An 18810-nucleotide genomic window follows, 5' to 3' on the forward strand; every position below is an offset into this window, starting at 1 on the left:
GTCAATCCTTTTTTGAAAGTGTTTTCTCTCTTGTATATAAACGTTTTAAATGAATCACAAGATATAACATTTCCTCAGAAGTTAAATCCATATGGAAAGTCGTATACACGTATTCCGCAATTTTATTCGCACAATCATAGGCTAATGGATACTTCTTTTTCATCAATAAATAAAGGTCATGGTCTTCACTATCGAGCAAGGTACCATTAGTAATCCGCTGTACAAAAAACTTAAGATGGGTCAGAAAACGATAAAAGTTCAATGACTCTTCATCATACTCAATCCCTAAATGATATTTCACAATTTTTAAAATAGCAGAGACTTCTTTCGTAATCGTAACGGTTGTATTCATTTCTTCGTTCATTTCCGCATTAATCAAATGCATCGCAATAAATCCTGCCTCATCGGCTGGCAATCTAACCTCTGTTTCCTGCTCAACCATATCCAGTAAGTCCTTAGCCAACTCAAATTCATTTGGATACAAACGATTAATTTCCCAAATTAAAGAATTGGTAATAGACTGTCCATTTTGATGTCTTTTTAACGCATGGTAAATATGATCCACAAGGGAAACGTGTAAACTTTCATTTAATTTTTGATTTAGCTTTTTCTTCGCCATATCAATAAATTCCTCTGTTACCTTTAGAATTGGATAAGGAACTTCATTACTAAGCGAATTAAAATGTTGTTGCAAACTAGCATCTTCTAAATGAAAAATTTTGTCGGCTTTTGTCATATCTAATGTTTCGCCTGCACTTTTTTTAAATCCAATTCCTTTACCCATAATCACTTGTTCTGTTCCGTCTTCATCTTTTGTGATAATCACGTTGTTGTTTAGTATTTTATATATTCTCATGACTTAACCTCCTCATTTTAGACCTGCTTCTTCAATTTGCTATTCTACGCTATGAGGCAAGAAAAAGAAAGACTTTGTTTTTTAGGAGAATACGTTTTACCGCTTAATATAGCTTCTAATGGCTATTTGAAGTTATGGCTTACAGCTGAATAAATATGACTTGTAAGAGAGGTTCACCATGGTCAATCTAGTAAAAATGAGCATAAGTAACTACTAAAAACGTTAGATCAAAAAGCAAAAAAACTGAAAAACATTTTGATTTAATATCCTAACAGAAAAAAATTTAAGAATATATGTCTTTTCTAGACTAATTATTGGGCTATTTCTTTTTACTTTTTTGATTGTTGTTAATCTTTTCTTTAGAGAGAGCAGTATCACTTGGATATTATTTATTGACTCTTGCCTTTTTCTTCTTCTGGTGCTCTATTTTATCTCATTGAAAAAACTTACTCATTTAATTGTTTCCTTCGGAGTTCCAACCAGTATGTTTAAAGAAAATAATAATATACAACTTTCTAACTCTCTGCTTCTTCTAGATAAATATGCTAAGCGAACTTTAAGTTATTGTATTAGTTCTTTGATTATGGTTTCACTCTTCTTGATACTATTTATATATGTATAAAAAAACAGCCGAAATCCGGCTGTTTTTTTGTTTTATATCTATGCATCTATTCATTCAACGTCAATGTTTTCAAAGTATAACCAACTAAGCTAAATATAATACAAATTCTCAGACGGATAAACCGCATCACTAGTAATATCTAACCCTAACTCTCTTAACGTTTGCTCATCATTCTTACTCAACATCACAGTAGAATGCGCTTGTACACCATTTAATTCAGATAATTTATCATAAGCCAATTGTGCCGTTGGGTTCGTAACCGCACTAATCGCTAATGCAATCAAAATTTCATTGGCTTTTAAAGCCGTTATTTTGCTGTGTAGCTCTTTCTTCTTCATGGTTTGAATGGTTTCAAGAATCACTGGAGATAATAATAAAATTTCATCTGAAATATTAGCTAACATTTTAACAGAATTCAAAATAGCCGATGAACAGGAATCCATTAATTTGCTTGTTCTCCCAGTTACAATTCGACCGTCTGACAACTCAAACGCAATCACTGCTGGCGTCTCACTGTTTTGGGTTTGTTCTCTTAATTGTTCTGAATACTGACGTGCAGGAAGTACGGCTTTTCTGTCTTCTTTTTTCAGCTCTACTTCTTCCATGATCAATTTAATACGGTTGACTGTTTCGTCATCAGTCAAGCCTTTTTTAAAATCGCATTCTGTGGCAAAACAACGACGGATAATTTCTTGCTTAGACGCTTCTTTTACTACGTCATCATTTATAATCCCAAAGCCAACACGGTTAACCCCCATATCAGTTGGTGATTGATAGACAGATTCTTCCCCTGTAATTTTTTCAATGATCCGTTTAATCACAGGGAACGTCTCCACATCACGATTATAATTGACCGCTACTTTTTGGTATTTATCAAAATGGAAAGAATCAATCATATTCACATCTTTTAAATCAACTGTTGCCGCTTCATAGGCAATATTTAAAGGATGTTTCAACGGAACATTCCAAACTGGGAAGGTTTCAAATTTTGAATAGCCGGCAGTTTTTCCGTTCCGACTTTCATGATAGAGTTGATTCAAACAAGTCGCTAATTTACCGCTACCTGGGCCTGGTGCTGTAACTACCACAATTGGTTTTGTTGTCGGAATATAATCATTTTTACCAAATCCTTCTTCGCTGACAATTTTCTCAAGATTTGATGGATAGTCTTCAATCGCTGCGTGTTTATAAACTTTGATATTTCTTCTTTCCAACTTGTTAATAAACATTTTTGTAGAAGGCTGTCCACTGTAACGTGTAATAACCACACTATTGACTGCTAAGCCATATTCTCTTAGTTCATCAATTTGGCGTAAAATATCCATATCATAGGTAATTCCGTAATCTCCACGAATTTTATTACGTTCAATATCGCCTGCATAAACACAAATCAAAATCTCGGCTTGATCTTTTAATTTTTGTAAAAGTTTAATTTTGGCATCTGCGTCAAAGCCTGGTAAAACCCGTTTCGCATGCATATCCCCGATTAATTTACCACCAAATTCTAAATATAATTTATCATAGTGATTGACTCTTTCAAGGATATATTTTGATTGTTCTTCGATGTACTTCTGTGGATCAAACCCCAATTGTTTCATGTGAGAACCCTCCGATATTTGTATACTGCCATCTATTATAAACTTATTTACTGCTGATTACGATATAGAATTTCATAATTTAACCGCTGAACCTGATTTACTGCATAATTGACTACTACTTGAATAAGTATATAGGAAACTGGATGTCATGGAAAATCAAAACAGTTACTTGACTAAAAAAAGAGCGAACCTTATAAGCAAAGCTTTTGTAAACATAGAAAATGGTTTAATAATACTCTTAAAACTGAGAATACCTTAATGCTAAAGGATTCACGGCTTCTTTTTATTGTTATAACTACTGTATAAAGTGAAATAGTTCATTCCTATCCTTCCATTACTTTGATATAATAATAATACGTTAAGAACTGGCTAAAGCTCTGAAAAAGGAGTTAATGCCATAAAGATATGTCTTTATCGCTTTTGTCCTGTTTTGTTTCATAGGAAAGGCGATCCTTGAAGAATTGGTTAAAAGATATTACTTCTAATTATTGTAGTAACGCTTGTTGCTTACTCTATTGTAGAAGTGATTAAAGTTTTTATCACTCTACTTTTTAAGTAAAAAAAGACCACTATCCTCTTGACTAAAGTGAGATAGCGGCAATTGTATAGAACCTTCGAGCTTTAGTCAAAACTCAACTGAAAAGTCAGTGTTAGCGCACTGGCTTTTTATCATATATCTAAATATACGTTCACGTTTAGTATAATTGCTTTTGTCTTTAGAATCAATTTCCCTAAATATAATTATCTATTTTCGATAACTAAAAATCCCTATACTAAACAATGGTACTATAGTCATAGACATAATACATAGGAGCTGATTTTCAATGATAAAAAAAGAAGACATGCCGCTTTGTGACGTCGCAACAACGGTTCAATTACTAGGAAGTAAATGGAAAACCTTAATCATACGAGACCTCATCACTGGTCCAAAAAGAAATGCTGAACTAAAACGCTCTTTATCTGGAATCTCCCAAAAAGTTTTGACTGAAAGTCTGAATTCAATGATCGTAGATGGTATTGTGGAGCGAATCGATTTTCAAAAAGTGCCACCTCATGTTGAATATCAGCTAACACCATTAGGAGAAACCTTATTACCCGTTATTGAGTCGATGAGACAGTGGGGGCAGTTTTACAAAAATCAGCTTAGTTAGATAGTTACAAATTAGTGCCTACTTAACTTTTTCTAAAAAGTTGTCTATACTTTTACTATAGATAAAAGTAGTTATTGAGGAGGATATCTAAATGAATAGTGAACTTACACCGATCGAAGCCGTTCATACTAAAGTTGAGCATGTGACTCTGAACGGGGAATCTGTTATTAGAGTTGTAAAAAAAGACAAGCTGATGGAATTTGATGAAAACACTTACGCTAAATTAATCGGTTCATCTTTCCATAATGGTGAAATCGAAGTTAAAATGTTAAGCCGATTGTTGCCTGATGCACCAGATTTCGCACGAGGCTTCATTGGTATTGCTTTTAGAATCAATGAAGATGATACAAAATTCGAATCTTTCTATGTACGTCCTACAAATGGTCGCATAGCAGATCCCGTACGAAAAAATCGTGGTGTCCAATATTTTTCTTATCCTAAATATACCTTTGATTATTTCAGAAATCTTTGGATAACTGATTTTGAGGGGCCAGCTGATATTGGCCTAGATGAATGGATCACCTTAAAAGCGGTGATTAATGGCTCTAAAGGTGAATTTTATTTGAATGGCAGCAAAGAACCTGTGTTAGTTGTTGAAGACATGAAACATGGTGCTGATGCAAATGGCGCAATTGGTCTGTTTGTGGATATTGGTACAGAAGCTTTCTTCAAAGATTTGAAGATTACAGCAACTGATTAAGACCTTCTTAAATTTTGTGTGTGTTCTTTATCTTTGTATAAAGTTAGTTGTTGAGCACATCAATTGAAATTCTTGTTAAACCTGTTATCGTACAGTTAAGGAGCGTGAATAAAATGAAACAGCCAATAACATTTATTTCGGTAACAGAACATGCAAAAGAACAAATGGATTTCTATGTTGATGTTTTCCCAAATACTACGATTCAATCGGTTACTTATTACGAGAATTATCCTGAACGTGTTTTGAATGGGCAGTTGGATTTGAATGGCATCTTGATTTACTTTTTGGAAATGGGGCCTGAAAATCCTGTTACGAATGGTTGGAATTTTTCTTTATTTGCGGAAATGGACAGTGAGGAAGAGTTTGACCGAATTTTCTCAGCACTTTCTGCTAAAGGCGTTGTTATAATGGGGCCTGAAGCTGCAGGGATTTTTCAAAAGGTCACTTGGCTAACTGATAAATTTGGTGTTACGTGGCAATTAGTATTCGGGGGAAAATAAACCTATTTCTACCTTATTAGAACCAAAATCAAGGTTAATCGCACTTGCCTTATTCTTTTACAAAACAAAATAATCTGTATAAGCAACTTGCCTAAACATGGCTGCTTATACAGATTATTCTTTTATACGTTGCTCTATTTTTTATGGAACGACTGTACTTTTTTACGGTTTAATACAAAAGCACCTAGAGTTAGTGTTATAACTGCAAATCCAGCAATCATTGCAACGTAACTATCTTTACTTCCAGCTTTAGGTAACTGTGCTTTTTCTTTTGCAGAGCTGTTTTTAGAAACATTTAAAAGCAGTTTATCTGCCTTTGGTTGTTTCTTTTCTTCTTTTACTGCTGTTAATTCATCTTCTATTTGCCCACTCGGTACAATATTGTCTTTTACGGATTTATCTTGGTGTACGTCCACTTTATTGCCCGTGATTTTAGGTTCCAATACTGGGATTTCAGTTACATCCACTGTCTCAGGTTCAAGCGGCTTGATTCGCTCTAACTCGCTTGATTCATCCTCATTTGTTTCTATTTGTTCACCAACATTTATTTCTGGCTGTTCTTCTTTGGCTTTGTTTAATTCTTCTTCTTTACTTTCTTTTGCTTGTTCCTGATCGATCGGTTGGATTTCTTCTAGTTCACTTGATTCATCCTCATTTGTTTCTATTTGTTCACCAACATGTATTTCTGGCTGTTCTTCTTTAGCTTTGTTTAATTCTTCTTCTTTACTTTCTTTTGCTTGTTCCTGATCGATCGGTTGGATTTCTTCTAGTTCACTTGATTCATCTTCTATGTGTTCTATTTGCTCATCAACATAGATTTTTGGCTGTTCTTCTTTAGCTTTGTTTAATTCTTCTTCTTTATTTTCTTTCGCTTGTTTTTGATCGATCGGTTGAATTTCTTCTAGTTCATCTAATTCATCTTCTATGTGCTCTACTTGTTCATCAACATAGATTTCTGGCTGTTCTTTTTTGGCTTTATTTAGATCCTCTTGTTTACCTTCAACGACTTTTTCTGGATCAAGCGGCGTGATTTCTTCTAATTTACTCGATTCATCTTCTATGATTTCCTCTTCTTGGATGCCTTCTTTAATCAACTGGTTTTCATCACCTGTGGCATTGCCATCTAAAAAGATATTTTTCACCTTGTGAGTCGCTTGTTCATTGCTTGGTTTTTGATACAAAATTTGATAATCAATTTGGCAATCATTTGTAAATGCCGCTTGTTTTTTCCCAGCATCTGTCATGGTTGCTGTGTACATAATAGTAAATGAAGCTAAACGTGCTTTTCTTCGATAAATGCGAATGGAAAAATCATTTCCAGAACCGAAGTCAACTGTGCCATATCCTTGATTTTCAAACTCTTCTAAACTCAAGTTTGACTGACCTAAATAATTATCAACAGTAAACACAAAACTATCCTTATTTAAGGTTTGACCACTCCCTGACTTATCTGTCAAAACAAGGTCATTAGCTAAGTCGCTCTTTGTTAAGTTGGCGCATAAAAACCAGCGGATTTGGCCTGATTTACCTAATAAATCGCCCGTTTTATAAAAGAACGGCAGTTGACCTTCTTCTCCATCGCCAGAGCGTCCATTAACAACAATATTTGGTATAGTGACAGACGTTCCCAAATTTGCAGGTATTTCCTTTACTGTATTTTCTTCAACGTTTGTCACACGAACCCCAAAAGTAAATTCGCCACGAACACGATCTAGTTGATTTACTTTTTCATTGAATGTACAAACAATTTTATCTTTATAAACGCGAGTTATTCCTAACCCATTCAAATCAATTTCTCGTGGTATACCACCTGATTCTGTTAACCCTTCAAGTTCTTCAGGCAGTGATAGCGTCAATTCGTCTCCAGCTTTTAGTTTTGTATTTGGTTTTTCACTAAAAGTTACTCGAATGGAGGTTAATTCACCATCCATCAGTTCTGTTTTTTCAAACTGGATTGTATCGACAAATCCTCCACTATTTAATTCTGCAGCTAATGACTTGTCACTAAACCCAAATAATCCTAAAACCCCTACAAACATTACAAAACACCATACTAATTTTTTTAACATCTTTTATACATCGTCCCTTTCCCACTATTGATATAGACCAATTCTCTAGTTACCTAGATAAAATAGCAACTTTTCCGATGGTAAACAATATCTAAACTCATGTCAAACCATATACGTTCGTACACATTATTTTATAATAATGCTCTTAATATACTCTATTTCCTTCAATTGAAAGCTATTCTACTCTTTTAAAACTTCCGTTTTTTTGTGTATACTACGGAGTTTTGCTCGTATTTATAATAAAAAAGCCACCTGAAATGTAGTGACCAAAAAAAGTTAGATTTTAAGGTCTAACTTTTTGGGGGCGGCTCATTCCAAATAAATCCCTATCCCTCCAATTATTTGTTTTGGAAATCAATCTTATAGTATTTATTTGATTATAAATTTAAACTACGTTAAACTTTTAGAAAGTTCACTTTGGATTATTTCATTTTATAATCTTATTTTTTTAGATATATTTTTTTATTTCATAAAAAGAGGGAGCGATAATTGATGTGCACAAGTATTACAATGACAACGAAAGATCAAAATGTTTTATTAGCTAGAACAATGGATTTTGCAGTTGTTTTAGATGCCGAACCAACTTTTATTCCAAGGAAGAAATTTGCTTTCACTAATGACGAAAACCACGATGGTAAAAATGAATACGCATTCGTGGGAATGGCTAGGCAATCTGATTTAGGAGAATTTATTTTTGCTGATGGCTTAAATGAAAAGGGTCTTTCTTGCGCTGCTCTTTATTTTTCAGGGTATGCTGATTATAACAGCCAAGACAGTGATAAAAAATATTCCTTAGCACCTCACGATGTCGTTCCATTTTTACTATCTAACTGTTCAAGCCTTGAAGAAGTAACTAAGACAATGGAAAATGCCCAAGTTGAAAATACTACTTTAGATTTTTTAGGCATCGTCTTACCTCTACATTGGGTCGTTACTGAAAAGACTGGCGAAAGTATTGTGATTGAATACACTGAACAGAAATTACACATTTATAAAAATGATATTGGTGTAATGACAAATAGCCCTGATTATAAATGGCACACCACAAATTTAAGAAATTACATTGGTTTACAGCCTGAGCAAAAATCAGAAGTTCATTTAAAAAATATGGTGATGAAGCCTTTCGGCGAAGGTGCAGGTGCCTTTGGTCTTCCAGGTGACTTTACTCCACCATCAAGATTTGTAAGAGCGTCTTTCTTAAAATCTTGTCTAGAGGATAGTCAAACAGAGATGGATGGCGTCATTTCAATGTTTCACGTTTTGTCTAACGTTGACATTCCTAAAGGGGTCGTAAAAACATCTCAAGCCTATGACTACACTCAATATACATCGATTATGGTAAACAGTTCTTTAAATTACTATTATAAAACATACAACAATCAACGCATACGTTGTATCCAATTGGATAATGAAGATTTTAATGCTACCACAGGAAAAATCTGGTCTACTGGTGATTCCGAAGATATCTTGTATAGAAATAAAAAATAATTGCTTGTTAAAGAATACGGTAAGGGAACAAATCTAATTTTTTAGATTTGTTCCCTTACCTATTTTTTTGCACAAATACCCACACAGGTATGAATTATACATTTAAGTGGATAAAAACAATAAAACGATTATAATAACCCTTTTAAAAAAACTAAATTTGACCAAAATACCCCCTATAGGTATAATGTTTAATTGTGAAAGGAGATTCAAACATGACTAAAAAAATTATTATTATCGGAGGCGTAGCTGGTGGCGCTACTGCTGCAACTAGACTTAGACGACTTAATGAACAAGATGACATCATTCTTTTTGAAAAGGGAGAGTATATTTCCTTTGCGAACTGCGGGCTTCCTTACCATATCGGTGGTACAATCAAAAATCGTGAAGACCTTTTACTTCAAACCGTTACAGGTATGAGTGAACAATACAACTTAGATATTCGCAATTTTTCTGAAGTTACCTCTATTGACCCAGGTAAAAAAACAGTGACTGTTACGAATCATCAAACACAAGAGACATATACGGAAACATTCGATAAATTGATTATTTCAACAGGAGCTAAAGCAATTGTTCCGCCTATCGAAGGTTTAGAAACCGCTAAAAATGTGTTTAGTTTAAGAAATATTCCTGATATGGATCAAATAAAAAGCTATATCAACGAACATCAAGTGAAGCAAGCAACAATTGTCGGCGGTGGGTTTATCGGTTTAGAAATGATGGAAAACTTAGTCGACCTAGGTATCCATGTTCATTTAGTGGAAATGTCCGATCAAGTTATGCCGAATATTGACTTTGAATTAGCTCAAATTTTGCATGCTCAAATGGATCTCCACGGGGTCGATTTAACTTTAGGCGATGGTCTTAAAGCTTTTAAAGATAATGGAAAAGAATTATTGTTAAATAGCGGAAAAACACTTCCATCTGACTTAACGATTCTTTCGATCGGTGTCGTTCCAGAAAGTACTTTGGCTAAAGAATGCGGGATTCAGTTAGGTATGAGAGGCGCTATTCAAGTAAATCAACAATTAGAAACCAATTATGAAGACATTTATGCAATCGGTGATGTGATCGAGGTAACTGACTTTGTCAACAAGCAACCAACCGTCATTCCTTTAGCATGGCCAGCCAATCGTCAAGGAAGATTAGTCGCTGATATTATTAACGGCATCGACGCTGCTTATCCAGGCACACAAGGTACTTCTGTTGCTAAAGTTTTTGAATTAACAGCTGCTTCAACAGGGAACTCTGAGAAATTACTAAAACGACTAGGCATTGAGTATCAAAGTATTCATATTCATCCAAATTCCCATGCTGGGTATTATCCAGATGCCAGTCCCATTGCGCTTAAACTACTTTTTGCACCAGATGGAAACATTTTAGGTGCCCAAGGTGTAGGAACTGAAGGCGTAGAAAAACGCATTGACGTGATTGCTACAGCAATGAAATTTGGTGCCAAAGCAAACGAATTGGCAAGTATTGAATTAGCTTATGCCCCGCCGTATTCCAGTGCCAAAGATCCAGTCAATATGCTTGGGTACACAGCTGATAATTTACTGAATGGAAATGTTCAAACAATCGGCTGGGAGGAGATTCCTTCATTGATTGAACAAAAAGCTTACTTGCTTGATATTCGTGAAGACTTTGAGCGTGCAGCAGGTGAATTGCCTCATAGTCACTTGATTCCTTTATCTCAATTAAGAAACCGACTAGATGAATTACCAAAAGATAAAGAAATCTACGTTTATTGTCAAGTTGGTTTACGGGGCTATAATGCAGCCAGAATATTGATGCAACATGGGTTTTCTGTAAAAAATATTGACGGTGGCTACAAAACGTATAAACAAGCGAACTACCAAGTAAAAACTAACAATACTGCTCCAACTGTAAACCAAAAAAATACAGTACCTAATGCTCCCAACAATGCTGAAACAATCAACATTGATGCATGTGGTCTTCAATGCCCTGGTCCAATCTTAAAGGTCAAAGAAGCCATTGATCAAATGGATAATGGACAAACGCTAGAAGTCCAAGCTAGTGATTTTGGTTTCGTTGCAGATATCGAAGCTTGGTGTAAAAATACTGGCAACACTCTAGTTGAGAATCAACTGCAAGGCTCAAAAGTCACTGCTCGAATCACAAAAGGACTGACTGCTTCTGAAATGGTCGATGGTATTTCAGCTCCAGTTGAAGGTGTTTTAAAAGAAACAAAAGACGGAGCAACAATGGTTGTTTTCAGTGGTGATTTAGACAAAGCTTTGGCTTCTATGATCATTGCTAGTGGTGCCGCCGCTATGGGGAAAAACGTTACGATTTTCTTCACTTTCTGGGGGCTAAGTGTTTTGAAAAAACAAAAAATCAAAAAACGCGGATTGGCTAAATTATTCGATATCATGTTGCCTAACGGTGCGAATCAACTCCCTGTTTCCACTATGAATATGGGAGGAATGGGCGCTAAAATGATCAAATCTGTGATGAAACAAAAAAATGTTGATTCTCTACCAACAATGATTGAAAAAGCCAACGAATTAGGAGTTAAATTTGTTGCCTGTACCATGAGTATGGATATCATGGGTATCGACAAATCTGAATTGTTTGATTTCGTGGAATATGGCGGAGTAGCAACATATTTAGGGGATAGTGAACAAGCGAATTTAAATTTGTTTATTTAATAAAGCAACAAAAAGCGAGACACGAAACTAAGAATCAGTTTTGTGTCTCGCTCTTTGTTAGCCAATAATTTCTTGTCTTTTGCCAACTGTCCGTTTTAATAACTCCACGTATTCTTTTTGATATTTTTTCAAATAATCTTTCAACGATTGTTCTTTTTTTGCAGACCACTTTGGATCACTTTTTAGTAAATTTCCCGATTCATCTACTTCTACCGTGGCATTATATGTTACTTTTGGATCATTCTCGCTTGAAATAATCACATATCGTTTATTGCCATTTTTAACTTCAACGACTAACTTATCTTTTCTAGCAATCACCCACGGATGGCTCTCTTTTAAAGGAACAGGATTAAAGCCTGTCTCTATAATATAAGTCGCATATAAAACGCCTTCTTCTTTTAAAGCATAACTCCCTGAAAATCTGTCATCATCCTGCTTCCAAGAATGTGCTGTAAGATTCTTTAAATAGCGCTGTTCATCCATTCTCATTTTGCCGTTAAACCCTACATAAATCAAAACAAGCGCTCCAACAACTATCAAAATCCTCTTGTAGTAGTTGTTCCATCTTACTTTTTTAGATAAGTCTTTTGCCATTTCCGTATCCTCCCGTAATAAGTTATCAAGAGAGATACCAAACAAATCGCTGATCGCTACAATCGTTTCTAAATCCGGATAATTTCTACCGACTTCCCAGCTTGAGACGGTGGAACGAGAAACATTTAATAAGTCACTTAACTGCTCTTGTGTCAGCTCTTTTTTTAGTCGTTGCTCTTTGATCTTGTCTCCAATGTTCATAGTATCGCCTCCTTCTTTTTTATTATCTTGATAACTGACGATAAAAGGTAGCCACTTTTCGTATCATATTAAAATTTTGTGCTGATACAATTCGTATCACGTTGATTTACCGCGGTTTCCAGGAATGTATACTTAAATAGTATAGCAAATAGTCTAATGATTTATTGGCTTTTCAAATAAAAAAATGACGTTCAAAAACTTATGAAATCCACGAAGTTTTTGAACGTATGTAGCTTTATATAATTATCTTATACTTTTATTTTTCTACTGGCCATCCATTTAATCATTGCAGGATCCGCATGAGAGAAAAATTGACTTTCACCTTCATTCAGTGTAGCAATAGCTGCTTTATCTTCTTCTGATAGTTCAAAATCAAAAACAGCCAAATTTTCAGCCATTCGTTCCGGTTTCACTGATTTCGCAAGAACAATAATGTCTTGCTCAATCAACCAGCGAACAATTACTTGAGCAACAGATTTATGATATTTTTCTCCAATAGTAGTGAGAATTTCATTTGTAAACACCCCATTTTTCCCTTCTGCAAAGGGTGCCCAAGCTTCTGGCATAATGCCTTCTGCTTTTAAAGCTTCGGTTGTTTTTGTTTGCTGGTTAAAGGGATTGATCTCAATCTGATTGACTTGGGGAACTACTTTATTGAACTCGGCTAAATCAACGGCTCGATCTACTGCAAAGTTTGAAATGCCAATCGCGCGTATTTCCCCCGCCTCTTGTAGCTCCTCCATTGCACGCCACGCACCATAAACATCATTGTATGGTTGGTGTAATAAAAGCAAGTCAACATAATCTAGACTTAAACGGGCAAGTGAACGTTTAAACGATTCTTTGACTCCTTCATATGAAGTATTTTCTACCCAAATTTTAGTGGTAATAAATAATTCCTCACGAGGAACGCCCGAAGCTTTAATCCCACGACCAACGGCTTCTTCATTCATGTACGATTGGGCTGTATCAATATGACGATAGCCCGCTTTGATTGCATCAACAACTGCTTGTTCTGCTTCTTTCGGCTCTGTGATTTGGTAGGTACCAAAACCTAAAATAGGAATTTCTACACCGTTATTTAATTTTACTGTTTGCATAAGTCTTTCCTCCAGCTCTTTTCGTTCTACTATTAGTAACAACTTCACTATAAACTACGGAGTCAGCTTCATGGCAAGTCTCTTACACTTCTCTTTAATAGTTTGCCTTCCACAGTTCTTCAACGTTCTCTGATGTCACTTCTCCTGATTTAAACTTAGCGATATGCTCATCATAAGTGTCGATTTTGTATCGAAGTAAATCTCGTGTTTTCGTCATTTTTTCTAGTTTTTCAGTAATCTCTTGCAGTTGATCTTGTAAAATTTGTTTTTGTGCTTGTTCAACATCGCCTCCAAGTTGAGAAAGCGTAGCAAATTCAATCAAGGACTCTATTGATACGCCAGCATGACGTAAACTTTTTGCCAAATAAATCCAATTGAGGTCTCTTGTTGTGTATACACGGTAGCCATTTTTATCTCGCTCAATTGGTGGAATAACACCGACACGTTCGTAATAACGAATCGTATCTGTAGTTAAACCAAACATTTCAGCTGCTTCTTTGCTATTCATTCAGGTAACCTCCTTTGATCGCTTATTCCAAACTCGAAAAATCGTGATTGATGATTTCTGCTAATTTAAATGTATTATGCTCAAATTCAAATTTCAAGATACAACAATTTCCTAGCCGATCTTTTTGATCGACTTCACTTGTATGCGCCCAGTTTCTCATAAATTGCCGACAAGCGGCTCCGTGAGACACAACTAAAACTGTTTCACCCGCTTCTTTCATGATCTCCATCAAGGTTTCAGATACTCGTTTTCTAAATTGTCTCTCTCCTTCTCCGCCATATCCAGTGAAGAAATCCCCGTACGGCAAAGGTGGATTCAATGATTCACTCTCTGATTCCAAACGACCAAAGTTCCATTCTTTCAAGCCTTTAACTCTTTTATACGATAGATCTGTCACCTGTTCTAAAGTGTCGCTTGCCCGTTCAGATGTTGAAGCGTATGCGCTATCAAAATTAATAGGATGATTGCGGAAATAATCTCTAGCAATTTGCGCCTGTTTGATGCCTTTTTCTGTAAGTGGAGAATCACACCAACCTTGGATTTTTTTCTGTTGATTGAATAATGTTTCGCCATGTCTCATGAGATACAGAGTTTTCATCATGTCTTTTCTCCTCATTTCTGTTTGTTATGTTTATAATAAACTATGGAGTGGACTCTAAGGCAAGAGAAAAAGCTGAACAACTGGAGGTCTTATCCAATTCAATATGTCTCATTCAAGTTACTAATTTCTTGTTTATGTAGCTCTTTTAATTCTTCTGGCGCAATCACTTTTACGCCATTGCCAAACATCAGTAGAAATGGCAGAATTGTTTTTGGTCGGTTCCCATGGATGGTTACATCCACACAGGTGTCTTTCACTTCAATTTCGTTTTCAGTATAATAATCATACAGTTTTCCTAAGTCTTCTTTTTTGAACCGTAGTTGAATGTTTTCTTCGTTCGGTTCGTTTAACTGCTTAGTTGAGTAGTCAACAGGCTCGAAATTAGCGATCTGAATAGCAAGTCGGCGAATTCTGGTTACTTTAAAATATCTAAACGATTCACGATTCTCACAAAATGAATAGATGTACCAGCTGCCGTTCATCAGCATTAATTCATAGGGATGAATCACTCGGTGTGTGTGTTCGCCTTTATTATCTACGTAATCAATCAAGATCTTTTTATTTTGTTTCAATGCAAGGTTGATTTGATTGATCTTAGCCTTTGTCTCTGCTTCGATCTCTGGTCGATGCATGGTTGGTGACTCAAATGAAAAATGATTTTTTTCTTTATTTTCTTGGGCTGTTTTTCCTCGCAACTGTGTAATCTTTTCTCTTATAATTTCCTGATCATCGATGATGCCGAACAATCCTTCTTTGACGTTCAACGCGCTTAAAATCGCTTCTTTCTCCGCTTCACTGTAAGTATAAGTCCGTAACTTAAATGAATTGATTATGGAAAAACCGCCATTGCGTCCTGAGTGAGAAATAATTGGAAACCCAGCCATTTCGATCGTTTCCAGATCTCTAAAAATCGTTCGTTTGGTTACCTCAAAACGTTGTGCTAACTGAGCTGTTGAGACAACTTCATTGTCTAAAAGCATCACGATAATCGCTAGTATTCGCTCGATTTTCTTCATGTTTTGCCTCCTTAACTTTTGCCATTTTGTTAATCAAGCTTAGAAAAAAAGACAAAACTTGCACGTTTGAGCTAGTTTTGTCCTAATCTGATTTTTATTCCCGATACTTGATTGCTAAACCTTTTAGAAAGTTTCTTGCGTAGCGGTCGCCACACTCTTTATAATTTCGGTGCCCTTCTTTTCGTAAAATGGCACTTAACTCACTATCAGAAGCATAAACTCCTGCAAGTCTCAGTACATCTAGCATATCATCACTTGTAAGAGTTAAAGCAATCTTGACTTTCTTAAGCAGCACATTATTGACGTTACTTTGGCTAGTAATCAAAAATGTTGGTTTAGGGGCTACACCATTTTTTACAGGTGGTTTACCTCTTTTATATGTAATCAAACCATTTAAAAAGGCTTCTAATGTATGATTATCACAAACCGCGTCACGCAAAAGTTCCTCTTCCTCATCTTGCTTAGTTAATAATACTCGAAGCTCTTCTCTTGTGACCTCTAAATCACCTAGTTTAAAAATCTTGATCATATCGGTATCTTTGATGTCTAACGCATAGCGTAAACGAATCAGTATATCATTATTATTCATCTTTTTCCTCCAAAAAACGTATCTTCATTTCTTTAGTATAAAGCTTTTTTTCAGAGAATGCACTCATTTGTTTCAATTTAGTAAAGAGTTATAAAAGGAACTGAATTCATAAACAATATTGACAGAATCAATAGGTTATTAAACATTAAAAATACTGCCACTACTATCTCAATCACTACACTCGTTAATTTTTGGATACATAAAAAAAGGTATCGGCATTTTCTATTTTTAATGCCACTTCAATAACTAGTATTCTCCAACTAAACTCACTATAATAACTAAATTTCTATAAAGTAATACAGCTAGCTTTAGTTGGCTATTGGCAACTTGATTAGTGAGTTTTGGCTTACTATCAAACCTTTACGATTCGGTGCCAATCGAGGAGTAGAGTGCCTTTTTATTTTATGTGTATTCTATAAAAATACCATTATTTGAATTATTTTTAAATAATTCTATTATTTTTGTCAATATCTCTTGAGAAACTTTATCCAACGTTGAATTATCAATTGACTCAAATTGTTTTAATGCTTCTTGATTGTTAGGAATTTCCCAAGGACTTTCATCATACCAACCTTCATACAAATTATAATAGTATGCTAAAGACTGCCATTCACCATTTACTGGTTGTATTGCTCTCATTATTTCATCAAAATATCCATCCCACATTTCTATACCCACTTTTTCATTTTTGGAAAAAGTATAAATATCAATTTCAGGGTTCCCTTCAAATCCTTCATAATAATTATCCATATATGATATTCCTTTCTATTCTTTCCAGTGACCATCTGTTAACATTTTATCTTGTTCGGGTGTACTAACACCATTTTTTCTATCTGTTATTGCTTTTTGCCAATCATTTTTACTAACCCATTTATCTTTCCCTACTAATACTTGTTGTGAACGGCGTTGACCATCTGCTGTTCCCGGAATATTTTTCTCAACAACAAATGTATTTCCTTGTCCTTCTGGTGCTCCTGGTGTTCTAGTATGCCAACGCACTTCAATTGTCTCTCCATTTTCTTTCCACTTATAAGATATTTGTTCATATCCATTTTTAGATTGAGCTTTTATGCTTGCATTTTCTGGAATATTTATTGGAGATTTTTTCTTATATTGATTGGCTAACTTTAACTGCTCTGCCTCATTTAAAGTAGAGAGTTTTGGTACAGCTCCACTAGCTTTCTTATAACCCGAACTTCCCTTACTTTTATCTCTATCTAATGTATAATTCTTCCCATCTTTACTTCCTTTTAAAACAGGATTTTTAGATGGTTTCGCCCCTTTACCAGTTAAACCTTTCGCTCCATAATGAGCACCAACTGCTACCACTGCGATCGCACTTGCAACGGCCGACCACCGTTGTGCTTTTTCTAAATCTGTTAATGGTTTACCCGTCTTTTGGTTAATCCCCGTTCTCAATTCTTCTGCGATTATTTTGAAATAATCATCCACGAGGTTATTCTCTGGTTTCATTAGGATATCTAGATAACCTTTATACTTCTGATTAAATTGTGACTTTCATCGGATTGGTTACCCACATCCACACGTAAGCACCTGTTGCTAACTGGACTCGGCAATATTGTCTGCCTTTCATCCCTTCCGCAAATTTCTTCGTGCGTTTATTTTCTAAATCTTCCGCTCAAGGCTATACTATCCGACGCCAATCAGATAGTATAGTGCCTTTTTATTTTACTAATTTAATTGTTCAATGCTTCCTTCGCATATGAAATATCCATCTCCAAATCTAAATCTGGAAATTTTTTCTGCAGTTTTTCTAATGTATCAATAAAATCTTCACTTTGTAGATTTTCCGATATATCTTCAAATATTTCGCTTATCCATTCTAATTGACTTTCAGGACAATTATTTAGATATTCAATCGTGGCTTTCTCATCTTCTGAAAATATTTTCGTCAATTCATCCCATATTTCATTAATTCTTGGGTCGTCGGGTAATAATTTTTTTCTTTCATTTATTAAATTTTCTATTTTTTCAGAAACAATCATTTTTAGCTCTCTCCTTCTTTTACGGTTGTCTAGAGTTATCAGGTATTATTGTTGTCAATTTTCCATCTTTCTTTATTATCCCCACTCTAACACCATCATAATCTCCAAATGCCCATTGACCATCAGGTAAGTTCTTATTCTGTGGAAGATTATTTATGTGATTACCAGCATCACGAATTTTAGAATCATTCCATTCTTTAGGAAACCATGACTGACCATTTCCTGTTCGTTTCATTTTATTTTTATGACTTGGAATATTCCCCGTTCTAACACCATTTGGATATTCTTTAACAATATTAAAATCTATATTATTTTCTTTCAAATAATCCATATTGCTTTGTCCATGACCACCATTAATCAACCTATTATTAGTATTGAAATCCCCTAAATCAGCATGTTTTAATGTTGAATCAAGTACATTGTTTTTCACATTAGCCCCACTGGCTTTCTTATAACCCGAACTTCCCTTACTTTTATCTCGATCCAGTGTATAATTCTTCCGATCTTTACTTCCTTTTAAAACAGAACTTTTAGATGGTTTC

General features: G+C 35.0%; 18 protein-coding genes. 5 read left to right on the top strand and 13 right to left on the bottom strand.

What is annotated here, in order from left to right; genetic code table 11:
* Nucleotide 1: 1 nt before the first annotated feature.
* Nucleotides 2-856, bottom strand: coding sequence for a BglG family transcription antiterminator LicT (gene licT, locus BCR23_RS11110; protein ID WP_069635556.1), 855 nt, complete (start codon nucleotides 854-856; stop codon nucleotides 2-4).
* A gap of 711 nt (nucleotides 857-1567) precedes the next feature.
* Nucleotides 1568-3076, bottom strand: a complete 1509-nt coding sequence (locus BCR23_RS11115) for a DUF1846 domain-containing protein (RefSeq protein ID WP_069635557.1) — start codon at nucleotides 3074-3076, stop codon at nucleotides 1568-1570.
* An 824-nt stretch (nucleotides 3077-3900) separates the two neighbouring features.
* On the opposite strand from BCR23_RS11115, the gene BCR23_RS11120 reads away from it, so the two are divergent.
* The 3 genes from BCR23_RS11120 to BCR23_RS11130 all read left to right on the top strand — a co-directional run bounded on the left by BCR23_RS11120 (nucleotide 3901) and on the right by BCR23_RS11130 (nucleotide 5427).
* A complete protein-coding gene (locus BCR23_RS11120) occupies nucleotides 3901-4227 on the top strand; it encodes a winged helix-turn-helix transcriptional regulator (RefSeq protein ID WP_069635558.1) in 327 nt (108 codons plus the stop codon).
* 91 nt (nucleotides 4228-4318) lie between these two features.
* Nucleotides 4319-4927: a hypothetical protein gene (locus tag BCR23_RS11125; RefSeq protein ID WP_069635559.1), complete on the top strand. Its 609-nt coding sequence runs from the start codon at nucleotides 4319-4321 to the stop codon at nucleotides 4925-4927.
* A gap of 113 nt (nucleotides 4928-5040) precedes the next feature.
* Complete coding sequence (locus BCR23_RS11130; protein WP_069635560.1) at nucleotides 5041-5427, top strand: VOC family protein; 387 nt, start codon at nucleotides 5041-5043, stop codon at nucleotides 5425-5427.
* Nucleotides 5428-5561: 134 nt separating this feature from the next.
* Here BCR23_RS11130 and BCR23_RS11135 read toward each other — a convergent pair whose 3' ends face one another.
* The gene (locus BCR23_RS11135; protein WP_083241951.1) at nucleotides 5562-7496 is read right to left on the bottom strand and encodes a collagen binding domain-containing protein; all 1935 of its coding nucleotides are present in this window, start codon (nucleotides 7494-7496) and stop codon (nucleotides 5562-5564) included.
* Nucleotides 7497-7988: 492 nt separating this feature from the next.
* Between BCR23_RS11135 and BCR23_RS11140 the strand changes: the two genes are divergently transcribed.
* Both BCR23_RS11140 and BCR23_RS11145 read left to right on the top strand, forming a co-directional pair.
* A complete protein-coding gene (locus tag BCR23_RS11140; RefSeq protein ID WP_069635562.1) occupies nucleotides 7989-8984 on the top strand; it encodes a linear amide C-N hydrolase in 996 nt (331 codons plus the stop codon).
* 212 nt (nucleotides 8985-9196) lie between these two features.
* Nucleotides 9197-11653 carry an FAD-dependent oxidoreductase gene (locus tag BCR23_RS11145; RefSeq protein WP_069635563.1) on the top strand — a complete coding sequence of 819 codons (2457 nt, stop codon included), beginning with the start codon at nucleotides 9197-9199 and terminating at the stop codon, nucleotides 11651-11653.
* Between the two features lie 57 nt (nucleotides 11654-11710).
* Here BCR23_RS11145 and BCR23_RS11150 read toward each other — a convergent pair whose 3' ends face one another.
* The 10 genes from BCR23_RS11150 to BCR23_RS11195 form a co-directional block, all read right to left on the bottom strand.
* The gene (locus tag BCR23_RS11150) at nucleotides 11711-12448 is read right to left on the bottom strand and encodes a helix-turn-helix domain-containing protein (protein ID WP_069635564.1); all 738 of its coding nucleotides are present in this window, start codon (nucleotides 12446-12448) and stop codon (nucleotides 11711-11713) included.
* Nucleotides 12449-12696: 248 nt separating this feature from the next.
* Nucleotides 12697-13548: an aldo/keto reductase gene (locus BCR23_RS11155; protein ID WP_069635565.1), complete on the bottom strand. Its 852-nt coding sequence runs from the start codon at nucleotides 13546-13548 to the stop codon at nucleotides 12697-12699.
* A 94-nt stretch (nucleotides 13549-13642) separates the two neighbouring features.
* On the bottom strand, nucleotides 13643-14056 hold the full coding sequence (locus BCR23_RS11160; RefSeq protein ID WP_069635566.1) for a MerR family transcriptional regulator: 414 nt from the start codon (nucleotides 14054-14056) through the stop codon (nucleotides 13643-13645).
* 22 nt (nucleotides 14057-14078) lie between these two features.
* Entirely contained in the window at nucleotides 14079-14657 is a 579-nt protein-coding gene (locus BCR23_RS11165) for a histidine phosphatase family protein (protein ID WP_069635567.1), read from the bottom strand.
* Nucleotides 14658-14755: 98 nt separating this feature from the next.
* On the bottom strand, nucleotides 14756-15673 hold the full coding sequence (locus tag BCR23_RS11170; protein WP_069635568.1) for a helix-turn-helix transcriptional regulator: 918 nt from the start codon (nucleotides 15671-15673) through the stop codon (nucleotides 14756-14758).
* Between the two features lie 94 nt (nucleotides 15674-15767).
* Nucleotides 15768-16262: a YehS family protein gene (locus BCR23_RS11175; RefSeq protein ID WP_069635569.1), complete on the bottom strand. Its 495-nt coding sequence runs from the start codon at nucleotides 16260-16262 to the stop codon at nucleotides 15768-15770.
* A gap of 402 nt (nucleotides 16263-16664) precedes the next feature.
* A complete protein-coding gene (locus tag BCR23_RS11180) occupies nucleotides 16665-17012 on the bottom strand; it encodes a dihydroorotate dehydrogenase (quinone) (RefSeq protein WP_069635570.1) in 348 nt (115 codons plus the stop codon).
* Between the two features lie 15 nt (nucleotides 17013-17027).
* Complete coding sequence (locus BCR23_RS14835; protein WP_069635571.1) at nucleotides 17028-17714, bottom strand: hypothetical protein; 687 nt, start codon at nucleotides 17712-17714, stop codon at nucleotides 17028-17030.
* A 245-nt stretch (nucleotides 17715-17959) separates the two neighbouring features.
* Nucleotides 17960-18268: a hypothetical protein gene (locus tag BCR23_RS14915; protein ID WP_069635572.1), complete on the bottom strand. Its 309-nt coding sequence runs from the start codon at nucleotides 18266-18268 to the stop codon at nucleotides 17960-17962.
* 19 nt (nucleotides 18269-18287) lie between these two features.
* On the bottom strand, nucleotides 18288-18810 hold a 523-nt coding region (locus tag BCR23_RS11195; RefSeq protein ID WP_240482552.1), incomplete at its 5' end, for an EndoU domain-containing protein.

The organism is Enterococcus quebecensis (assembly GCF_001730365.1).
GTDB classification, from domain to species: Bacteria; Bacillota; Bacilli; order Lactobacillales; family Enterococcaceae; genus Enterococcus_L; species Enterococcus_L quebecensis.